An 18,374-nucleotide genomic window follows, 5' to 3' on the forward strand; every position below is an offset into this window, starting at 1 on the left:
AAATTAGGAGCTGTTTCCCGTTATTTGTTACAATCTTTTGTGTCTCGTTTTTTAAACGAGGCAAAAAAGGATTTTTACTTCTATCAGGGCTAGAAACCAAACAAAGACAAAAAAAAATATTCGTTTACAATGAAATTTAAAAATCCATACAAAGACAAAAAATGGTTTAAATACTTCGGCAACAAATATGTTTGGGTTTTGTTGTTTTTTGTAATTTGGATGTTATTTCTGGATAATTATTCTTATTTTGATCATCGTTTCTTAGATGGGCAGATTGACGAACTTAATGACAATAAAAAATATTATCAAGAAGAAATAAAAAAAGATCAAGAACAGATCAAACAGCTTAAAAATCCGGAACAAATTGAGAAATATGCCCGTGAGAAATATTTCATGAAAAAAGACAGCGAAGATATTTATATCATTCAATTTGAAGGAGATACTATTCAAGAAAAAGAATAATCAAAAAACACAAAATGGCCACTACACTATTCGACGATTTTAATCCGGTTTCATCCAAGCAATGGAAACAAAAAATTCAGTTTGAATTAGATGGAGCCGATTACAACCAAACCGTTATTTGGAATTCTCCGGAAGACATTCAGGTAAAACCTTTTTATCACATCGATGAATTTTCAAAAGCCGCAAAAGTAAAAACTCAGGCATCAGAATTTAAAATCTGCCAAAATATATTTGTTCACGATGTTGAAAAATCAATCAACAGAGCAATTAACACGCTGGAAAGAGGCGCTGAAAGTTTACGTTTTACCATTCAAAACGAAAATACTGACATTCACAAATTATTAGAAAATCTTCCTTTAGAAAACAGAATCGTTTACTTCAATTTAAGTTTTATCTCAATCGATTTCGTAAAAAAATTAGACCGTATATCTATTCATAAAAAGGCAGTTTTTTATTGTAATTTAGATCCTATAGGTCAACTGGCCCGAGACGGTAATTGGTTCACCACTGCCGAGAAAACCAATTTTGAAACTTTAAATCTACTTTTTAAAAACACAGTCAACCTGAATTTGCTGAGTGTAGATTTAGGATTGTATCAAAATTCCGGAGCGAATATTACCCAGCAAATTGCTTATAGTCTGGCACATGCCAACGAATATTTAAATCGTTTTTCTGATTTAGCAAAACCAATTGTTTTTCAGGTTGCTGTAGGCACCAACTATTTCTTCGAAATTGCAAAGCTTCGCGCCTTAAGAATGCTTTTTAATCTCATTGCCAAAGAATACAATCCGAACTTAGAATGTCATTTACTGGTTACACCAACCAAACGCAATAAAACAATTTACGATTACAATGTCAATATGCTTCGCACCACAACCGAATGCATGTCGGCAATTTTGGGCGGTGCAGATGCAATTGCCAATTTACCATACGATGCTTTGTACCATAAAGACAATGAATTTGGTGATCGCATTGCCAGAAACCAGCTTTTAATTTTAAAACATGAAAGTTATTTTGACAAAGTAGACAATCCAGCTGACGGCAGTTATTATATTGAAAGTTTAACAATGCAATTGGCAGAAAAGAGTTTAGCGCTATTTAAAGATATTGAAGCAAATGGAGGATTTTTAAAACTTTTGAACGACGGAATGATCAAAAAGAAAATTCAGGAAAGCGCCAATAAAGAGCAGGAATTATTCGATTCTAAAAAAGAAATTCTTTTAGGGACCAACAAATATCCGAATAAGGAAGATCGAATGAAACATGATTTAGAATTGTTTCCTTTTGTCAAAATCAAACCCCGAAAAACATTAATTACACCAATAATAGAGAAAAGATTAGCTGAAAAGCTGGAACAAGAAAGATTGGAAGTAGAATAATCTTATTTAAGGTAATTAATAAAAAATCAAATTTAAAGCGTCTCATGATAAGAAAAGACCTTAAACATATAAAGTTAGATGTTAAAAATGAAACGTCGAGCGCACAGCCGCATGACTCTTCTCATTCAACTCCTAACTTCACCACAGCCGAAGGAATTGAAATCAAAAAAAACTACTCTGAACAAGATATAGAAGATTTTGATTTTCTCGATTTTGGAGCTGGTTTTGCACCCAATCTTCGCGGACCTTACGCAACAATGTATGTAAGACGTCCGTGGACGATTCGTCAATATGCAGGATTTTCGACCGCAGAAGAAAGCAATGCTTTTTATAGAAGAAATCTTGCTGCGGGACAAAAAGGACTTTCGATTGCGTTTGATTTGCCCACACACCGCGGTTACGATTCAGATCACGAAAGAGTGGTCGGCGATGTTGGAAAAGCAGGTGTTGCCATAGATTCTGTTGAAGACATGAAAGTCTTGTTTGATCAAATTCCACTTGACGAAATGTCGGTTTCTATGACAATGAATGGCGCTGTCCTTCCAATTATGGCCTTTTATATTGTTGCTGCCGAAGAGCAGGGCGTTACTCCAGAGAAATTGGCAGGAACCATTCAAAACGATATTTTGAAAGAGTTTATGGTTCGCAACACTTATATCTATCCGCCTGCTCCTTCAATGAAAATCATTGCCGATATTTTTGAATTTACAAGCAGAAAAATGCCAAAATTCAATTCGATCTCGATTTCTGGTTATCATATGCAGGAGGCTGGAGCAACGGCAGATATCGAATTGGCATATACTTTGGCAGATGGTCTGGAATATATCAGAACAGGTCTTTCTACTGGAATGACTATTGATGAATTTGCACCGCGTTTATCTTTCTTTTGGGCTATTGGCATGAATCATTTTATGGAAATCGCTAAAATGAGAGCAGGACGAATGATTTGGGCAAAGTTACTGCAGCAGTTTAATCCTAAAAGTGACAAATCTTTGGCATTGCGAACACATTGCCAAACCAGCGGCTGGAGTTTAACCGAGCAAGATCCTTTTAATAATGTTGCAAGAACTTGTATAGAAGCTTCTGCCGCAGCTTTTGGCGGTACGCAGTCTCTTCATACAAATGCATTGGATGAGGCCATTGCGCTTCCCACAGACTTTTCTGCAAGAATTGCCAGAAATACCCAGATATTTTTACAAGAAGAAACTAAAATAACCAAAACAGTTGATCCGTGGGCAGGAAGTTATTATGTTGAAAGTTTAACCCACGATATTGCTGAAAAAACTTGGAAACTAATTGAGGAAGTAGAAGAATTAGGAGGGATGACAAAAGCTATTGAAGCTGGAATTCCGAAACTCCGAATTGAAGAAGCCGCAGCAAGAAAACAAGCACGCATTGACAGCGGGCAAGACATTATAGTTGGGGTAAATAAATATCGTTTAGAAAAAGAAGATCCTTTACACATATTAGACGTAGACAATCAATTGGTTCGCAAACAGCAAATTGAGCGTTTAGATGTTATAAAAGAGACTCGAGATTCAGAAAAAGTAGAGCGTTCACTAGAAAAATTAATTCTTTGTGCAAAAAACGGCGAAGGAAATTTACTGGAAATTGCTATTGAAGCTGCACGAAACAGGGCAACTTTAGGCGAAATCAGTAATGCACTCGAAAGTGTTTTTGGCCGATTTAAAGCACAAATCAAATCTTTTAGCGGTGTGTACAGTGCAGCAATAAAAAACGATGAGAATTTTGAAAAAGCAAAACAATTAGCAGACGTTTTTGCCAAACAAGAAGGAAGACGCCCCAGAATTATGATTGCCAAAATGGGACAAGACGGTCATGACCGTGGTGCAAAAGTAGTCGCAACGGGCTATGCAGATGTTGGCTTTGATGTTGACATTGGGCCGCTTTTTCAGACTCCTGCAGAAGCTGCTAAACAAGCAGTAGAAAACGACGTGCATATTCTTGGTGTTTCTTCATTAGCTGCCGGACACAAGACTTTGGTACCGCAAGTTATTGAAGAATTGAAAAAACATGGACGAGAAGACATAATGGTTATTGTCGGCGGTGTAATTCCGTCGCAGGACTATCAATTCCTGTTTGATGCTGGTGCAGCAGCTGTTTTTGGGCCAGGAACGAAAATTAGTGAAGCCGCAATTAAAATATTAGAAGCTTTTATAGACTAAAAAAAAATCCCTTTAAGAAGGGATTTTTTTTTAGTCGTTAACTGTTGCGTTATTATCTGCTTCTATAAAAGAGAGATCATAACCAGCAAAATCACGCATATAGCTCTTTAAAGAAGTTCCAAAGGCATCTCTAAAATGTTTATTTCCTTTGTTTTTAAAGAAGTTTTTCACAGAACCCGCGCCTCCTAAGTGAGCTGCCGCTAAAATTCCTGATTCGGTAATTTCAATACCACTGATGATTTTGCCTTGATACTTTTGGATTTCATAACGCAAAATCCATTTGTTTTTGGCTAACAAAGCTATAAAAGCTTTTTCTTGTAAAGCAGGATCTTTTAAAAAGGCTTTATTATCATTAATTCCAATAGCTCTGAGCGCTTTAGAACCAAATTGATATTTACCCATGTATCCCAAAGAATTTACAAGTCTGTATTTTCCCTGCGATTCTTTAAAAGCTACTGCCTCTTTAAATCCTATAAGATGATTTCCTGTGTATGGGACGTTTGTATTAGGATAATCATCCTTTTCAATTGATGGAAAAACATATTCTGATCCATCTGTTTTTTCAATATGAAACCAAGGTTTGGTTTCTTTTTCTGAGGGAATAAATCCCAAACTTAAAAATGTAATAATAACGACTAAACTCGCATAAAAATACCATTTCTTTATCATAAATTGTTTTTCTTCAAGACGCTGTCACCCTCTTAAAATTTCTACGGTGCAAAGATAACAATTAAAAAAAAATACTGAATTTCAAGCACTTAACATAAAGCCGAAATTGTAAGAATCTTTGCTAATGCCTATAAACATAAATGTTACCGAAGATTACGATAAGGTGAATTTTAGATCAAAAATTGAAAAATTTAGACTTATAAAATTTCAATTTTAAGGTTTTTTTAAGTTTTTTCTGCTATTTTGAAAGAATAAGATTACAGTTTTATTGTTACTTTTAGATTGATTTTAAAATTTTAGTTTTTCGAAATCTTTAAATCATAAATAAAAATACCTTACTATTTTATTGTTTTAATATCCGAAAACGACCAAGTTTAATGATTCAATAATTTATTCAGAAATAGATTGTTTTTGTTTTCCTGTCCAAATAAAAAAAACCGAAACTTTCGTTTCGGTCTTTAGGATTTTTTGTTTGCTTTTATCTTGTTACTCCCTGACTGGCGATCCAATCAGAATATTTTTTTGCATTGATATTATGTTCTGCTAATGTCGCTGCAAATTCATGATATCCGAAGCGTTCCACACTTGCACAGAAATAAATATAATCGTTTTTCTCTGGATTTAAAACCGCTTCTAAAGCTGTAATGTCAGGCATTGCGATTGGCCCAGGAGGAAGACCTTTATTCACATAAGTATTATAGGGAGATCTCATAACCAAATCGTTGTAAAAAACACGTTTAATTACTTGATCGAAGTTATTATCTCTTAATTTTAACGAATAAATGACTGTTGGATCTGCTTGTAAAGGCATTTCTAAACGAAGACGATTTAAGTAAACACCCGCAATACGAGGTCTTTCATCTTTTTTAACCGATTCTTTGTGTACAATTGATGCTAGAATTGTTGCCTGAACTGGAGTTAAACCCTGCGCTTTGGCTTTAGCAATTCTTTCATCTGTCCAAAAATTATGATATTCCTTAATCATTTTGTCACGGAATTTCTCTGCAGACGTATTCCAATAAATTTCATATGTGTTTGGAATAAACATTGCAAAGACATTGTCTTCATTAAATCCGTTTTCAGCCATAAATGTAGAATCTCTAATAGCTTTAACTAAAGACAGACTGTCCGCTTCAATTTCTTTACCGATTCTGCCGGCAAAATTTTCCAGACGTTCCTGATTATTAAAAACTAATTTCACAGGCACATTAGAACGCATTGCTCGCACTAAGTCGATATTGTTCATGTCTTTTTTCAGCAGGAAACGCCCTGATTTTACATTTTCAGGATAACTTCTTTTTTCTGCAACCATTTCAAAATTATCGAAATTCTTTACATAAGGTTCTAATATCTTTTTTACATCTGCATAGTTTGCGCCAGTGGGAACGTATACATATAATTCTTTTTCTTCAAATTTAGTATTAGAACTAAAAATTTTACTGATTAAAATAAAACCATAAATCAGTAAAACTGATATGATAGCTACGGCACTTATCGTGATAATTTTCTTTAGACTCAAAGCTTAAAATTTAAATTTGTTTGTTAATTAACTGAAAAATTGCTTCATCATAATAGTGGTTCTGAAACAATACCCAATCTTTTTTTACACCAATCTTCTCAAATCCAAATTTAGTAAAAAGAGCTATACTTGCTTCATTATTTGTACTAATATTTGCATAAAGCTGATGAAGATTTAAATTTAAAAAAGAGTAATTTATTAAAAGTTCTAAAGCCTCAGAACCAATATTTTGTCCTCTATTTTCATTTTTTTGAATGACAATACCAACTCCTGCCCTATTGTTTTTAGGATCAAATTCGAACAAATCTATTAATCCTATTGCCGGAAAATCTTCATCTTGGCAGATCGCCAGCCGCAATTGTTTGGCTTCATAAATATCCTGCTGCGCATTTTCGAGATACTGGCGAATTAAAAAACGACTGTATGGAGTATTTGTATTACTGACTTCCCAAATGCTTAAATCATTTTCCATCGCATAAACAAACTCTAAATCATTTGGTTCCAGCGCCCGTAAATAAATGGTTTCGCCTTTTAATGTTATCATTTACAATTTTAGATTTTAGATGTTGATTTTAGTCCCGACAGTTATCGGGGTCGGAATTTAAAATTTGAAATTAATTAAATCTCTATCGTTCCTTTGAAAACAAATTTAGCTGGTCCGGTTAAAAAGACATTTGTAAACTGATTTCCATTTTTATCAAAAGAAACAATCAGTTTTCCGCCTTCGACATTTAAATTAATTGACGTTTTATCCGTTTGTCCGGTCGCATTCATTGCAATCGCAACAGCAGTCGCTCCCGTTCCGCACGCTAACGTTTCATCTTCAACACCTCTTTCGTAGGTTCTTAAAGAAAAAGTATCATTATCTACTTTTTTTACAAAATTGACATTACTGCCTTTTTCGCCATACAATGCTCCATAACGAATTGCGGCACCGTTGTCTTTTACATTATAATGCTCCAGATCCTCTACAATTTGTACGTGATGCGGGGAACCAGTGTTTAAGAAAGTATAAGAATCTTTTTGCTGAATTTCATCAACATCAATCATTTGAAGTGAAATAATTGAATCCTCACCAACAGAAGCATGATGCAATCCGTCAGTCGCAATAAAAGTTGTTTTTTCGTCGATTACACCCAATTGATTTGCAAAAGCAACCAGACAGCGGCCTCCGTTACCGCACATCGAACTTTGGTTTCCGTCTGAGTTGTAGTACACCATTCTAAAATCGGTTTCCGAGTCGTTTTCCAGCAGAATTAAACCGTCTGCTCCAATTCCAAAACGTCTGTCACACAAGCGTTCAATTAGTTTTACATCTTCTTTTGGAAAGAAATTAGAACGATTGTCAATCATTACAAAATCGTTTCCTGTTCCTTGGTATTTATAAAATTCTAGCTGCATTTTTTTGTTGTTAGAAATACAAAAGTACGAACTATTAATTAATGAAATGTTAATCAATGTTAAAGAGCGTTAAACCATTTTTACAAGTAATTTTTTGAATTAATTTTACGTTAAATAACATGACATAAATTTCTAATAACTTAATTACAAATTTTAAAAATGAAAAGATTTTCAGCCTTATTTTTAGTATCATTATTAAGTGGTGCTATTACTCTTGGTGCTTACAAGTTATTATTTGAAAGCAGCAATTCGTTTTTTGGAAAAGGAAATTCTGTTGTAACTCTTGCCCCTAATTCGTATGGTAAAAATGTCGGTTTGGGAGCTGAAACAGTTGATTTTACCGAAGCCGCAGATAAAACAATTCATACGGTTGTTCACGTTAAGAATGTTTCGAGAAGAACTGTCAGCAATCCAATGCTGGAATTTTTCTATGGATATGGCGGACAGCAGCAACAAGAGCAAGTTGGAACTGGTTCTGGTGTAATTATTTCTGAAGACGGCTATATCGTTACTAATAATCATGTTATTAAAGATGCTACCGAAATCGAAATTACATTGAACAATAAAAAATCTTACAAGGCAAAATTAATTGGAACTGATTCTAAAATGGATATTGCTCTATTGAAAATTGATGCCAATGAAAAACTTCCTTATACAGCTTTTGCAAATTCTGACAGTGTTAAAGTAGGAGAATGGGTACTGGCTGTGGGAAATCCTTATAATTTGACTTCAACTGTAACCGCTGGTATAGTTTCGGCGAAAGCCAGAAATTTAGATCAAAGCGGTATTCAGTCTTTTATTCAGACAGATGCTGCCGTAAATCCGGGTAATAGCGGTGGAGCGTTAGTAAATGCAAGAGGAGAATTAATTGGAATTAATACCATGATTTCATCCATGACTGGATCTTATGTTGGGTATTCATTTGCTGTACCTTCTAATATTGCCAGAAAAATTATCGAAGATATTATGGAATATGGAAACGTACAAAGAGGTATTTTGGGCGTTGAAGGGGGTGAATTGAACAGTACAGCATCAAAAGAATTGGGAATTACAGAAACTCAAGGTTTCTACATTAACAGAGTAACTAAAAATTCTGGTGCAGAAAAAGCCGGCTTAGGAAAAGGCGATATTATTATAAAACTTGACGAACAAAATATTTCGACTTATGCTGATTTATCAGGTTACATTAATACAAAACGTCCAAACGATGTTGTAAAAGTGACCTACATTAAAGATGGAAAAACAAAAACGGTTCCTGTTACCTTGACTAAAAATGAGTTTTTCAGTGCCGAATTTAAAGGAATCGAATTGGAGAATATAGATGCTGCTGATAAAAAGAGATTCAGAATTGATTATGGCGTAAAGATCAAAAACATTACTAATGAGAATTTAATGCAATATCAAAATGAATTACAAGGAAACATTATTCTAAGTATTGATAATGTAAAGGCAACAAATGTTGAAACCGTTTCTAAACTTTTAAGCAAAAAAGACGAAGGACAAAGTGTCCGAATTGAAATGATCAACAGAAACGGAGAAATTTTTAGAATCATTATTTAAGTTCAATTTAAAAACAGCTTTGTTTTGAATCTGAATTGAAAGCTGTACAAACAGACTTTAAATGCATCAAAAGCCATCTTAATAATTTAAGGTGGCTTTTTTATTTTCAAAAATAAACCCGAAAAAAGTTTACGAAATCGATTGAAATGGATACTTTTGCGCCAAATTTTAAAATAGTGAGCATTTTATTTTTTCAATTATGAGTAACAAAACATTATACCAAAAAGAGGTAACATTACAAGTCGACCGAAGAAGAGCCGGTGTCGAATTAATTAAAATCATAAGTGATCTATGGTATGACAAATCCATCGAAATGGTTTTGTTCAAAAATCAGCTTTTGGATAAAAATGTCAGCGACATCATTAATCTGCATCAATATGCTGGTGAATTTGTAGGCAAACCGATCACCATATTCGATTCTGTTGAAATCGCAAGAGTAATTTTATCGCTAGAACTCCCGCCAGCAAAAATCGATCTGGGAAAACTAACTTACGAATACGGTTTGGAAGAAGACAAATATCCAGATGCCAGATATTTTGTCATGGAGAAATTAAAGAAAGCAAAATCTTCAAAAGAAATTCAGCCAAAAGATGTTGTTCTCTATGGATTTGGACGCATTGGACGTTTACTCGCGAGAGAGTTAATGTCTAAGACAGGAAAAGGAAATCAACTACGTTTAAGAGCCATCGTAACGCGCGATAAAAACGATGCATCAAGTTTAGAGAAACGAGCTTCTCTACTAAGATACGATTCTATTCACGGAGATTTTCAGGGTTCAGTTTCTGTAGATCTAAAAAGTAACGCGTTAATTATCAACGGAACAACCGTTCACATTATCACTGCAAATTCACCAGAAGAAATCAATTATACAGAATATGGCATCAACGATGCTTTGGTAATTGACAATACTGGAGCATTTACTACAGAAGAAGCATTAAAAAGACACTTAACTTCACAAGGGGTTAATAAGGTTTTGCTGACAGCTCCAGGCAAAGGAATTCCAAATATAGTGCATGGTGTAAATCATAACGAATTCAATCCAGATGAAATAGATATTTTTTCTGCTGCATCTTGTACCACAAATGCTATTACACCAGTATTAAAAGTTATAGAAGATACTTTAGGTATTTCAAAAGGCCATTTAGAAACCATCCATGCTTACACAAATGACCAAAATCTGGTCGATAATACGCATAAAAAATACCGCCGCGGAAGAGCTGCTGCTTTAAACATGGTCATTACAGAAACTGGTGCCGGAAGTGCTGTCGCAAAAGCTATACCATCATTAGAAGGAAAATTAACATCAAATGCTATTCGAGTTCCTGTGCCAAACGGTTCTTTAGTTGTATTAAATCTAGATGTCAAAAAAGCAACTTCTATTGCTGGAATTAATAAAATAATGAAGAAATATGCCTTGGAAGGCGAACTCGTTGAGCAAATCAAATATTCTCTAAATAACGAATTGGTTTCATCTGATATTGTTGGAACTTCGGCTCCATCAATTTATGATAGTAATGCTACAATTGTTTCAAAGGATGGAAAAAATATCATACTCTATATCTGGTATGACAATGAATATGGGTACAGCCATCAGGTTATTCGTTTAGCAAAGTATATTGCCAAAGTTAGACGTTATACTTATTATTGATAAACCAAACCCCTTATTTCTAAAACCATCAAGTTTTCTTGGTGGTTTTTATTTATATCGGAAGCACTGTAGTACTTTTTACTTCAGAAATAACAAATACCGTATTAATCAAAGAGACTTCTGGAAGAACAGATAACTTCTTTTGATGAAAATGATGGTATCGTTCCATATCTGGAATAATTATCTTCAACATGTAATCAAAATTTCCCGAAACATAATTACACTCCACAACTTCCGGCATTTCTAAAATTGCTTGATTAAAACCTTCAGAAGTATCATAAGTTTGTTTTGTCAAAGTAACTTGACAATACACGGTCAGATTATTGCCTAATTTTTTCTTATTTAAAATAGAAACATACTTCTCTATAACTCCCTCTTTTTCAAGACGTTTAACACGATCATGAACCGGTGTCAAAGACAAATTTATTTTATTTGCAATATCTTTTAAAGTGTAATGAGCATCTTCCTGAAGAAGGCGTAGGATTTTTTTGTCAATTTCATCTAGCAGCATTACGAAAACGTTTTAATTAAAAATCAGAAATCAGTCATTTTTTCTTTTTAAAGGGTCAAATATTTTTCAAAAAAGAAAATTTTTCTGTAAAAGTATAAAATAAAATAATATTTTCTTATTTAATACCGCTTTATCAATAATATATACGCTATCTGTAGCTTTGTAAAAACAAATTTAAAAACAACAAAACGTAACAATATGATAATAGGTGTTCCTAAAGAAATCAAAAATAACGAAAACCGCGTAGCTTTAACCCCAGCAGGCGTATCTGAAATGTTAAAAAATGGACATACAGTTTATGTTCAGGCAACTGCAGGTTTAGGAAGTGGTTTTGCAGATGAAGAATATACAAATGCTGGTGCAGTTGTACTTTCAACAATCGAAGAAGTTTATGCAATCGCAGAAATGATTATTAAAGTAAAAGAGCCTATCGCTTCTGAATATCCTTTAATCAAAAAAGACCAACTATTATTCACTTATTTTCACTTTGCTTCATCTGAAGAGTTAACTCATGCAATGTTGGAAAAAGGAGCTGTTTGTTTGGCTTACGAAACTGTAGAAAAAACAGACCGCAGCTTACCGCTTTTAGTTCCAATGTCTGAAGTTGCAGGTCGTATGGCTATTCAGCAAGGTGCAAAATATCTTGAAAAACCATTAAAAGGAAGAGGAATTCTTTTAGGAGGTGTACCAGGAGTTCCCCCAGCAAAAGTATTAGTTCTAGGCGGGGGAATAGTAGGTACTCAAGCAGCAAAAATGGCTGCAGGTTTAGGTGCTCAGGTAACTATTATGGACCTAAGTCTGCCACGTTTACGTCAGTTAGATGACATCATGCCTGCAAATGTAAACACAGAAATGTCTAATCATTACAATATTACAAGAGCAATTAAAGACGCTGACTTAATTGTTGGTGCCGTTTTAATTCCAGGAGCAAAAGCACCGCACTTAATCACTCGTGATATGCTTAAATTAATGCGTCCAGGAACTGTAGTTGTTGACGTTGCTGTTGATCAAGGCGGATGTATCGAGACTTGTACACCAACAACTCACGAAAATCCAACTTTCATTATAGATGATATCGTTCACTATTGTGTAGCTAATATGCCAGGCGCAGTACCTTATACTTCTACTTTAGCTTTAACTAATGCAACTTTACCTTATGCTGTACAACTAGCGAACAAAGGATGGCAAAAAGCTTGTGCAGAAAATGAAGAATTGAAAAAAGGATTAAATGTAGCTAATGGAAAAATTCTTTACAAAGGAGTTGCCGAAGCTTGGAATCTTCCTTTTAACGAAGAAATAGTGTTGGCAAACGCATAGTGCCTGCACTAAAATAAGTGCTTACTAAGTCACTACATTTTAAAAGACTTTTCTTAATTGAAAAGTCTTTTTTTTATGTCATAAAAAAACCTGCCTTAAAAGACAGGTTAATACTATTTACTTTAAAATATTTTATTTCTTTTCATCCAAAATTTCAGTCATCACTTTTGCTTCGGTTCCGTTAGGAAAAGTAACTTTAATTTTTTGAGCGATTGTAGGAGCTATTTCTGTTATAGCTTTCTTATCGTATGATTCTCCTTTTTTGATATGCCAGCCGTAAAAAATAGCAGGCACATGAGTATCATAAGAATAAGGGGTTCCATGTGAAGTTCCTGTTGTTGAATATTGAATATCTCCAGGCTTATCTAAAACTATAAGATCTCCGTTTTGTGTAACGTCATATCCTTTTGCTACAAAATTCAAATAATAATCGTTTCCAGAATTAGCCAAAATTTCTTCCTCTGTATATACTTTTTTCACGTGAGGCTGTGCCATCAAGTAATCTTTAAAGGCTTGTTTTACTTTAACAAGTTCTAACCCTTTTTCCTTAATCAAAGATTTATTAAGAAACACATTAAAATTAGAATAGTTTTGAACTAAATCAATTCCAAAAGTCTTAACTGAAAAATCCTGCATACCTTTTCTAACATCTTTAGAAGGGTAATTATCAACATTATATTTACGATCTTTCAAGTAAATTACATTTTCAGCTCCAGCATGATCCGCAGTTAAGAAAAGTAAATAGTTGCCTTTTCCAACTGTTTTATCTAAATAAGCCAAAAAGTCAGCAATTGTCTGATCCAATCTCAAATAAGTATCTTGCAATTCCATCGAACGAGGCCCTAGTAAATGCCCTACATAATCAGTAGAAGAAAAACTAACTGTTAAGAAGTCTGTGATATTATCTTTTCCTAAATCTTCTTTTTCAATGGCTCTCTTTGCAAATTCTGCTAATAAATCATTCCCATAAGGAGTAGCTCTGATTATTCCAGCATCATTTTTCTCATACATTGTTTTTAAATCATAAGGAAATACTGGAGCTGCACTTCCATAAAGCTTTCCTTCATAAGGATTATTATCAGGAAGACTTTCGTTATAAGTAGAAGCTGGTTTGTAAAGATCCCAGCCTTTATTGATGTAATTCATATAATGTTTCTCATTATTGAACTGAGAAACCCATTCTGGTAATTTTTCCCCGTAAAAAGTACTTGAAATAAAATCTCCAGTTTTACTATACCAAAAAGCCCAATTAGCAAAGTGTCCTGCAGGTAAAATAGCACCACGATCTTTTAAACTCATTCCGATAACTTTACCGCTAAAATTGGTTGCCATTCTAACTTCATCTGTAATGGTAGTACTTAAAAGATTTTTTGGCGACATTGCACCTTCTTCTTTTGTTCCATTTCCAACCGTTGATACCGATGCATCATCTGTACAATATACATCTTTTCCTAAAGATCTGCTGAACCATTCGTTTCCAACAATCCCATGAGTAGCAGGAGTAGTTCCTGTGTAAATTGAAGCATGCCCTGGAGCTGTATAAGTAGGCATATAATTATAATGCATATTCTGAAAAGTATATCCATCATTCATTAATCTCTTAAATCCGTTTGGTGAAAAATCGTCTGAAAACCGATATAAATATTCCATTTTCATCTGATCTACTACAATACCAACTACTAACTTAGGGCGTTGTTGCGCACTTAAACTTGAGACAATAAATAATGTCAGCAAGGCTATACTTTTTTTCATACTTAAATTATAATATTTAATTACAAAAATAAAGATTCACAATCAAACAGACTAGTAAGACAATCATTAAAAGCTATTAATTGACTTTAATTTAACAGAATACGAATTATTATAAAACTTTGAAAACCGATTAAAAACAAAAAACCCTGTTTCAATAGAAACAGGGTTTTAAAAAGAAAGGCGACGACATACTCTCCCACATAACTGCAGTACCATCTGCGCAGGCGGGCTTAACTTCTCTGTTCGGGATGGGAAGAGGTGAGCCCCGCCGCAATAACCACCTTAAGAAGTTATAATTGCTTTGGGCAATCTGTTTTAATTAACAATTGATAATTGACAATTCATAATTAAAACCAATATCTTAACATACTGAGATAAAGAAATACAATAAATTTGGTTAGAAAGTTTCCTCCCGGGTCTTTGGACCCGGGAAAAGGGTGTACATAAGCTTACGGATTATTAGTACTACTCGACTATGACATTACTGCCTTTACATCTATAGCCTATCAACGTGGTCATCTTCCACGATCCTTAAAAGAAATCTCATCTTGTGGTGGGTTTCGCGCTTATATGCTTTCAGCGCTTATCCCTTCCCAACGTAGCTACTCTGCGGTGCCCCTGGCGGGACAACAGATACACCAGCGGTTAGTCCAATTCGGTCCTCTCGTACTAGAATCAGATCCACTCAAATTTCTAACGCCCGCAGTAGATAGAGACCGAACTGTCTCACGACGTTCTGAACCCAGCTCGCGTGCCACTTTAATGGGCGAACAGCCCAACCCTTGGGACCTTCTCCAGCCCCAGGATGTGACGAGCCGACATCGAGGTGCCAAACCCCCCCGTCGATATGAGCTCTTGGGGGAGATCAGCCTGTTATCCCCGGCGTACCTTTTATCCTTTGAGCGATGGCCCTTCCATGCGGAACCACCGGATCACTATGCTCTACTTTCGTACCTGATCGACCTGTATGTCTCTCAGTCAAGCTCCCTTATGCCATTGCACTCTACGCACGGTTACCAAGCGTACTGAGGGAACCTTTAGAAGCCTCCGTTACTCTTTTGGAGGCGACCACCCCAGTCAAACTACCCACCAAGCAATGTCCCCCACAATATGGGGTTAGGCCTCAGATAAACAAAGGGTTGTATTTCAACAATGACTCCACAACGCCTGGCGACGCCGCTTCATAGTCTCCAACCTATCCTACACATCATTTATCCAAGGTCAATACTAAGCTATAGTAAAGGTGCACAGGGTCTTTTCGTCCCACTGCGGGTAAACGGCATCTTCACCGTTACTACAATTTCACCGAGCTCATGGCTGAGACAGTGTCCAGATCGTTACACCATTCGTGCAGGTCGGAACTTACCCGACAAGGAATTTCGCTACCTTAGGACCGTTATAGTTACGGCCGCCGTTTACTGGGGCTTCAATTCAATGCTTCTCCGAAGATAACATCTCCTCTTAACCTTCCAGCACCGGGCAGGTGTCAGGCCCTATACTTCATCTTACGATTTTGCAGAGCCCTGTGTTTTTGATAAACAGTCGCCTGGACCTCTTCACTGCGGCCCCGATTGCTCGGGGCGACCTTTCTCCCGAAGTTACAGGTCTATTTTGCCTAATTCCTTAGCCATGAATCTCTCGAGCACCTTAGGATTCTCTCCTCAACTACCTGTGTCGGTTTACGGTACTGGTGCTTATTACCTGAAGTTTAGAGGTTTTTCTTGGAAGCCCTTAGGCGCACTATCTCTTTGTCCGAAGACTCCGAGTACTATCGTATTTCACCAAGCTCTACGGATTTGCCTGTAGAGCCTATAGTTAGGTACTTTAACGAACTATTCCGTCAGTTCGCGGCGCTTTCATCACTCCGTCACCCCATCACAGTAATAAGCAGTACGGGAATATTAACCCGTTGGCCATCGACTGTCCCTTTCGGGTTCGCCTTAGGTCCAGACTAACCCACAGCTGATTAGCATAGCTGTGGAAACCTTAGTTTTTCGGTGTGCGGGTTTCTCGCCCGCATTATCGTTACTTATGCCTACATTTTCTTTTCTGACCAGTCCAGCATCCCTTACGGAACACCTTCAGCCCTGTCAGAATGCTCCCCTACCACTTACAGTAAACTGTAAATCCATAGCTTCGGTAATATGTTTATGCCCGATTATTATCCATGCTCGTCCGCTCGACTAGTGAGCTGTTACGCACTCTTTAAATGAATGGCTGCTTCCAAGCCAACATCCTAGCTGTCTGGGCAGACAAACCTCGTTCTTTCAACTTAACATATATTTGGGGACCTTAGCTGATGGTCTGGGTTCTTTCCCTCTCGGACTTGGACCTTAGCACCCAAGCCCTCACTGTTATCAATCATTATACAGCATTCGGAGTTTGTCAGGAATTGGTAGGCGGTGAAGCCCCCGCATCCAATCAGTAGCTCTACCTCTGTATAACTAAAATAACGCTGCACCTAAATGCATTTCGGGGAGTACGAGCTATTTCCGAGTTTGATTGGCCTTTCACCCCTACCCACAGGTCATCCGAAGACTTTTCAACGTCAACCGGTTCGGTCCTCCACTGTGTGTTACCACAGCTTCAACCTGCCCATGGGTAGATCACACGGTTTCGCGTCTAACACTACTGACTAAAGCGCCCTATTCAGACTCGCTTTCGCTGCGGATCCATACCTGAAGTACTTATCCTTGCCAGCAGCGTTAACTCGTAGGCTCATTATGCAAAAGGCACGCCGTCACCCCACGAAAGGGCTCCGACCGCTTGTAAGCGTATGGTTTCAGGATCTATTTCACTCCGTTATTCACGGTTCTTTTCACCTTTCCCTCACGGTACTGGTTCACTATCGGTCTCTCAGGAGTATTTAGCCTTAGCGGATGGTCCCGCCAAATTCAGACAGGGTTTCACGTGCCCCGCCCTACTCAGGATACCACTATCTATTACACTTGTTGCCCATACGGGGCTTTCACCCTCTGCGGCGTCACTTTCCAGCAACTTCCGGTTCCTTGTGCATAAAATATCGTGGTCCTACAACCCCAGTCAGGCCGTAACAAGACTGGTTTGGGCTGTTCCGCGTTCGCTCGCCACTACTTACGGAATCACTTTTGTTTTCTTCTCCTCCGCCTACTTAGATGTTTCAGTTCAGCGGGTTTGCCCACCTATCGGTGTGTTATGTCTTCAACATAACGGGTTGCCCCATTCAGGTATCTGCGGATCAATCGGTGTGTGCCCGTCCCCGCAGCTTTTCGCAGCTTATCACGCCTTTCATCGCCTCTGAGAGCCTAGGCATCCCCCATACGCCCTTATTTTGCTTATTGTACCCAGTCATAAAATTAATTACGACCGTTTTTTTTTGTTCTTTACAATAAAATTGTAAAAAACGCTTTCTACTTTTATTATTTTCTTATCTCAATATGTCAATGAACTTTTATTTACTATGCTTATAGTAAACCAGTGGAGAATAACGGAGTCGAACCGTTGACCTCCTGCGTGCAAGGCAGGCGCTCTAGCCAGCTGAGCTAATCCCCCATTTTTAAATCTTAGATTTTAGAATTCAGATTTTAGATTACTGATTCTGATCTAATTTCCTTTGGTGAATCCCAGCTTCCAGAATTTCCTTTAAATCAAGCTTTTCAGTCTATTGTTTTAAATCTAAAATCTGAGATCTTAAATCTAAAGTCAAATAGTAGTCCCGGGCAGACTCGAACTGCCGACCCCTACATTATCAGTGTAGTACTCTAACCAGCTGAGCTACGAGACTCTGTTTTACTTAATTTTCATTTTTTTTCAAATTAACAGCAAGAGTAATACAGTCTTGGAATTCCAAAACATCAAATATCCATCTTATTTCCAAGGCGTGTCCGAAGACTAACACCAAGGCTCTAGAAAGGAGGTGTTCCAGCCGCACCTTCCGGTACGGCTACCTTGTTACGACTTAGCCCTAGTTACCAGTTTTACCCTAGGCAGC

The 18,374-nt window shown here is 36.6% G+C and carries 12 protein-coding genes, 2 tRNA genes and 3 rRNA genes; 6 read left to right on the forward strand and 11 right to left on the reverse strand.

Annotation, left to right across the window (positions count from 1 at the left end; all coding sequences use genetic code 11):
• Positions 1-129: 129 nt before the first annotated feature.
• The 3 genes from C4F50_RS19345 to scpA are packed head-to-tail and all read left to right on the forward strand — an operon-like array spanning position 130 to position 4,027.
• Positions 130-462, forward strand: coding sequence for an FtsB family cell division protein (locus C4F50_RS19345; protein WP_194140280.1), 333 nt, complete (start codon positions 130-132; stop codon positions 460-462).
• A 14-nt stretch (positions 463-476) separates the two neighbouring features.
• Positions 477-1,841 (forward strand): methylmalonyl-CoA mutase subunit beta, encoded by a 1,365-nt coding sequence (locus C4F50_RS19350; protein WP_194140281.1) that lies wholly within the window; start codon positions 477-479, stop codon positions 1,839-1,841.
• 44 nt (positions 1,842-1,885) lie between these two features.
• Positions 1,886-4,027: a methylmalonyl-CoA mutase gene (gene scpA, locus C4F50_RS19355; RefSeq protein ID WP_194140282.1), complete on the forward strand. Its 2,142-nt coding sequence runs from the start codon at positions 1,886-1,888 to the stop codon at positions 4,025-4,027.
• Positions 4,028-4,057: 30 nt separating this feature from the next.
• Here the strand turns inward: scpA and C4F50_RS19360 are convergent, their stop codons facing one another.
• From C4F50_RS19360 to dapF, 4 genes are all read right to left on the reverse strand, one after another.
• Entirely contained in the window at positions 4,058-4,696 is a 639-nt protein-coding gene (locus C4F50_RS19360) for a peptidoglycan-binding protein LysM (protein WP_194140283.1), read from the reverse strand.
• A 478-nt stretch (positions 4,697-5,174) separates the two neighbouring features.
• Positions 5,175-6,215, reverse strand: coding sequence for an endolytic transglycosylase MltG (gene mltG, locus C4F50_RS19365; protein ID WP_194140284.1), 1,041 nt, complete (start codon positions 6,213-6,215; stop codon positions 5,175-5,177).
• Positions 6,216-6,225: 10 nt separating this feature from the next.
• Positions 6,226-6,759 (reverse strand): GNAT family N-acetyltransferase, encoded by a 534-nt coding sequence (locus C4F50_RS19370; RefSeq protein WP_194140285.1) that lies wholly within the window; start codon positions 6,757-6,759, stop codon positions 6,226-6,228.
• Between the two features lie 74 nt (positions 6,760-6,833).
• Positions 6,834-7,616 (reverse strand): diaminopimelate epimerase, encoded by a 783-nt coding sequence (dapF, locus tag C4F50_RS19375; RefSeq protein WP_194140286.1) that lies wholly within the window; start codon positions 7,614-7,616, stop codon positions 6,834-6,836.
• A 159-nt stretch (positions 7,617-7,775) separates the two neighbouring features.
• Between dapF and C4F50_RS19380 the strand changes: the two genes are divergently transcribed.
• Both C4F50_RS19380 and C4F50_RS19385 read left to right on the forward strand, forming a co-directional pair.
• A complete protein-coding gene (locus tag C4F50_RS19380) occupies positions 7,776-9,176 on the forward strand; it encodes a trypsin-like peptidase domain-containing protein (protein WP_194140287.1) in 1,401 nt (466 codons plus the stop codon).
• A 199-nt stretch (positions 9,177-9,375) separates the two neighbouring features.
• On the forward strand, positions 9,376-10,824 hold the full coding sequence (locus C4F50_RS19385; protein WP_194140288.1) for a glyceraldehyde-3-phosphate dehydrogenase: 1,449 nt from the start codon (positions 9,376-9,378) through the stop codon (positions 10,822-10,824).
• Positions 10,825-10,876: 52 nt separating this feature from the next.
• Here C4F50_RS19385 and C4F50_RS19390 read toward each other — a convergent pair whose 3' ends face one another.
• The gene (locus tag C4F50_RS19390) at positions 10,877-11,335 is read right to left on the reverse strand and encodes an Lrp/AsnC family transcriptional regulator (protein WP_194140289.1); all 459 of its coding nucleotides are present in this window, start codon (positions 11,333-11,335) and stop codon (positions 10,877-10,879) included.
• 198 nt (positions 11,336-11,533) lie between these two features.
• Here C4F50_RS19390 and ald point away from each other — a divergent pair, with 198 nt between their 5' ends.
• Entirely contained in the window at positions 11,534-12,652 is a 1,119-nt protein-coding gene (gene ald / locus C4F50_RS19395) for an alanine dehydrogenase (protein ID WP_194140290.1), read from the forward strand.
• Between the two features lie 132 nt (positions 12,653-12,784).
• Here the strand turns inward: ald and pafA are convergent, their stop codons facing one another.
• The 6 genes from pafA to C4F50_RS19425 all read right to left on the reverse strand — a co-directional run.
• Positions 12,785-14,404: an alkaline phosphatase PafA gene (gene pafA / locus C4F50_RS19400; protein ID WP_194140291.1), complete on the reverse strand. Its 1,620-nt coding sequence runs from the start codon at positions 14,402-14,404 to the stop codon at positions 12,785-12,787.
• 175 nt (positions 14,405-14,579) lie between these two features.
• A 5S ribosomal RNA gene (gene rrf, locus C4F50_RS19405) occupies positions 14,580-14,689 on the reverse strand.
• Positions 14,690-14,843: 154 nt separating this feature from the next.
• Positions 14,844-17,724: ribosomal RNA gene (locus C4F50_RS19410) — 23S ribosomal RNA — on the reverse strand.
• A 137-nt stretch (positions 17,725-17,861) separates the two neighbouring features.
• Positions 17,862-17,935 (reverse strand) — tRNA-Ala (locus C4F50_RS19415).
• Between the two features lie 158 nt (positions 17,936-18,093).
• Positions 18,094-18,167, reverse strand: a tRNA-Ile gene (locus C4F50_RS19420).
• Between the two features lie 125 nt (positions 18,168-18,292).
• Positions 18,293-18,374 (reverse strand): 16S ribosomal RNA (locus C4F50_RS19425); the annotation flags it as partial.

This window comes from Flavobacterium hungaricum (assembly GCF_015182285.1).
Taxonomy (GTDB): domain Bacteria; phylum Bacteroidota; class Bacteroidia; order Flavobacteriales; family Flavobacteriaceae; genus Flavobacterium; species Flavobacterium hungaricum.

Excerpts from the sequence above, each read along its gene's own strand:
- C4F50_RS19350 (WP_194140281.1), top strand. The coding sequence starts at position 477 with ATGGCCACTACACTATTCGACGATTTTAATCCGGTTTCATCCAAGCAA.
- C4F50_RS19380 (WP_194140287.1), top strand. The coding sequence starts at position 7,776 with ATGAAAAGATTTTCAGCCTTATTTTTAGTATCATTATTAAGTGGTGCT.
- pafA (WP_194140291.1), bottom strand. The coding sequence starts at position 14,404 with ATGAAAAAAAGTATAGCCTTGCTGACATTATTTATTGTCTCAAGTTTA.
- dapF (WP_194140286.1), bottom strand. The coding sequence starts at position 7,616 with ATGCAGCTAGAATTTTATAAATACCAAGGAACAGGAAACGATTTTGTA.
- scpA (WP_194140282.1), top strand. The coding sequence starts at position 1,886 with ATGATAAGAAAAGACCTTAAACATATAAAGTTAGATGTTAAAAATGAA.
- C4F50_RS19360 (WP_194140283.1), bottom strand. The coding sequence starts at position 4,696 with ATGATAAAGAAATGGTATTTTTATGCGAGTTTAGTCGTTATTATTACA.
- ald (WP_194140290.1), top strand. The coding sequence starts at position 11,534 with ATGATAATAGGTGTTCCTAAAGAAATCAAAAATAACGAAAACCGCGTA.
- C4F50_RS19370 (WP_194140285.1), bottom strand. The coding sequence starts at position 6,759 with ATGATAACATTAAAAGGCGAAACCATTTATTTACGGGCGCTGGAACCA.
- C4F50_RS19390 (WP_194140289.1), bottom strand. The coding sequence starts at position 11,335 with ATGCTGCTAGATGAAATTGACAAAAAAATCCTACGCCTTCTTCAGGAA.
- C4F50_RS19385 (WP_194140288.1), top strand. The coding sequence starts at position 9,376 with ATGAGTAACAAAACATTATACCAAAAAGAGGTAACATTACAAGTCGAC.
- C4F50_RS19345 (WP_194140280.1), top strand. The coding sequence starts at position 130 with ATGAAATTTAAAAATCCATACAAAGACAAAAAATGGTTTAAATACTTC.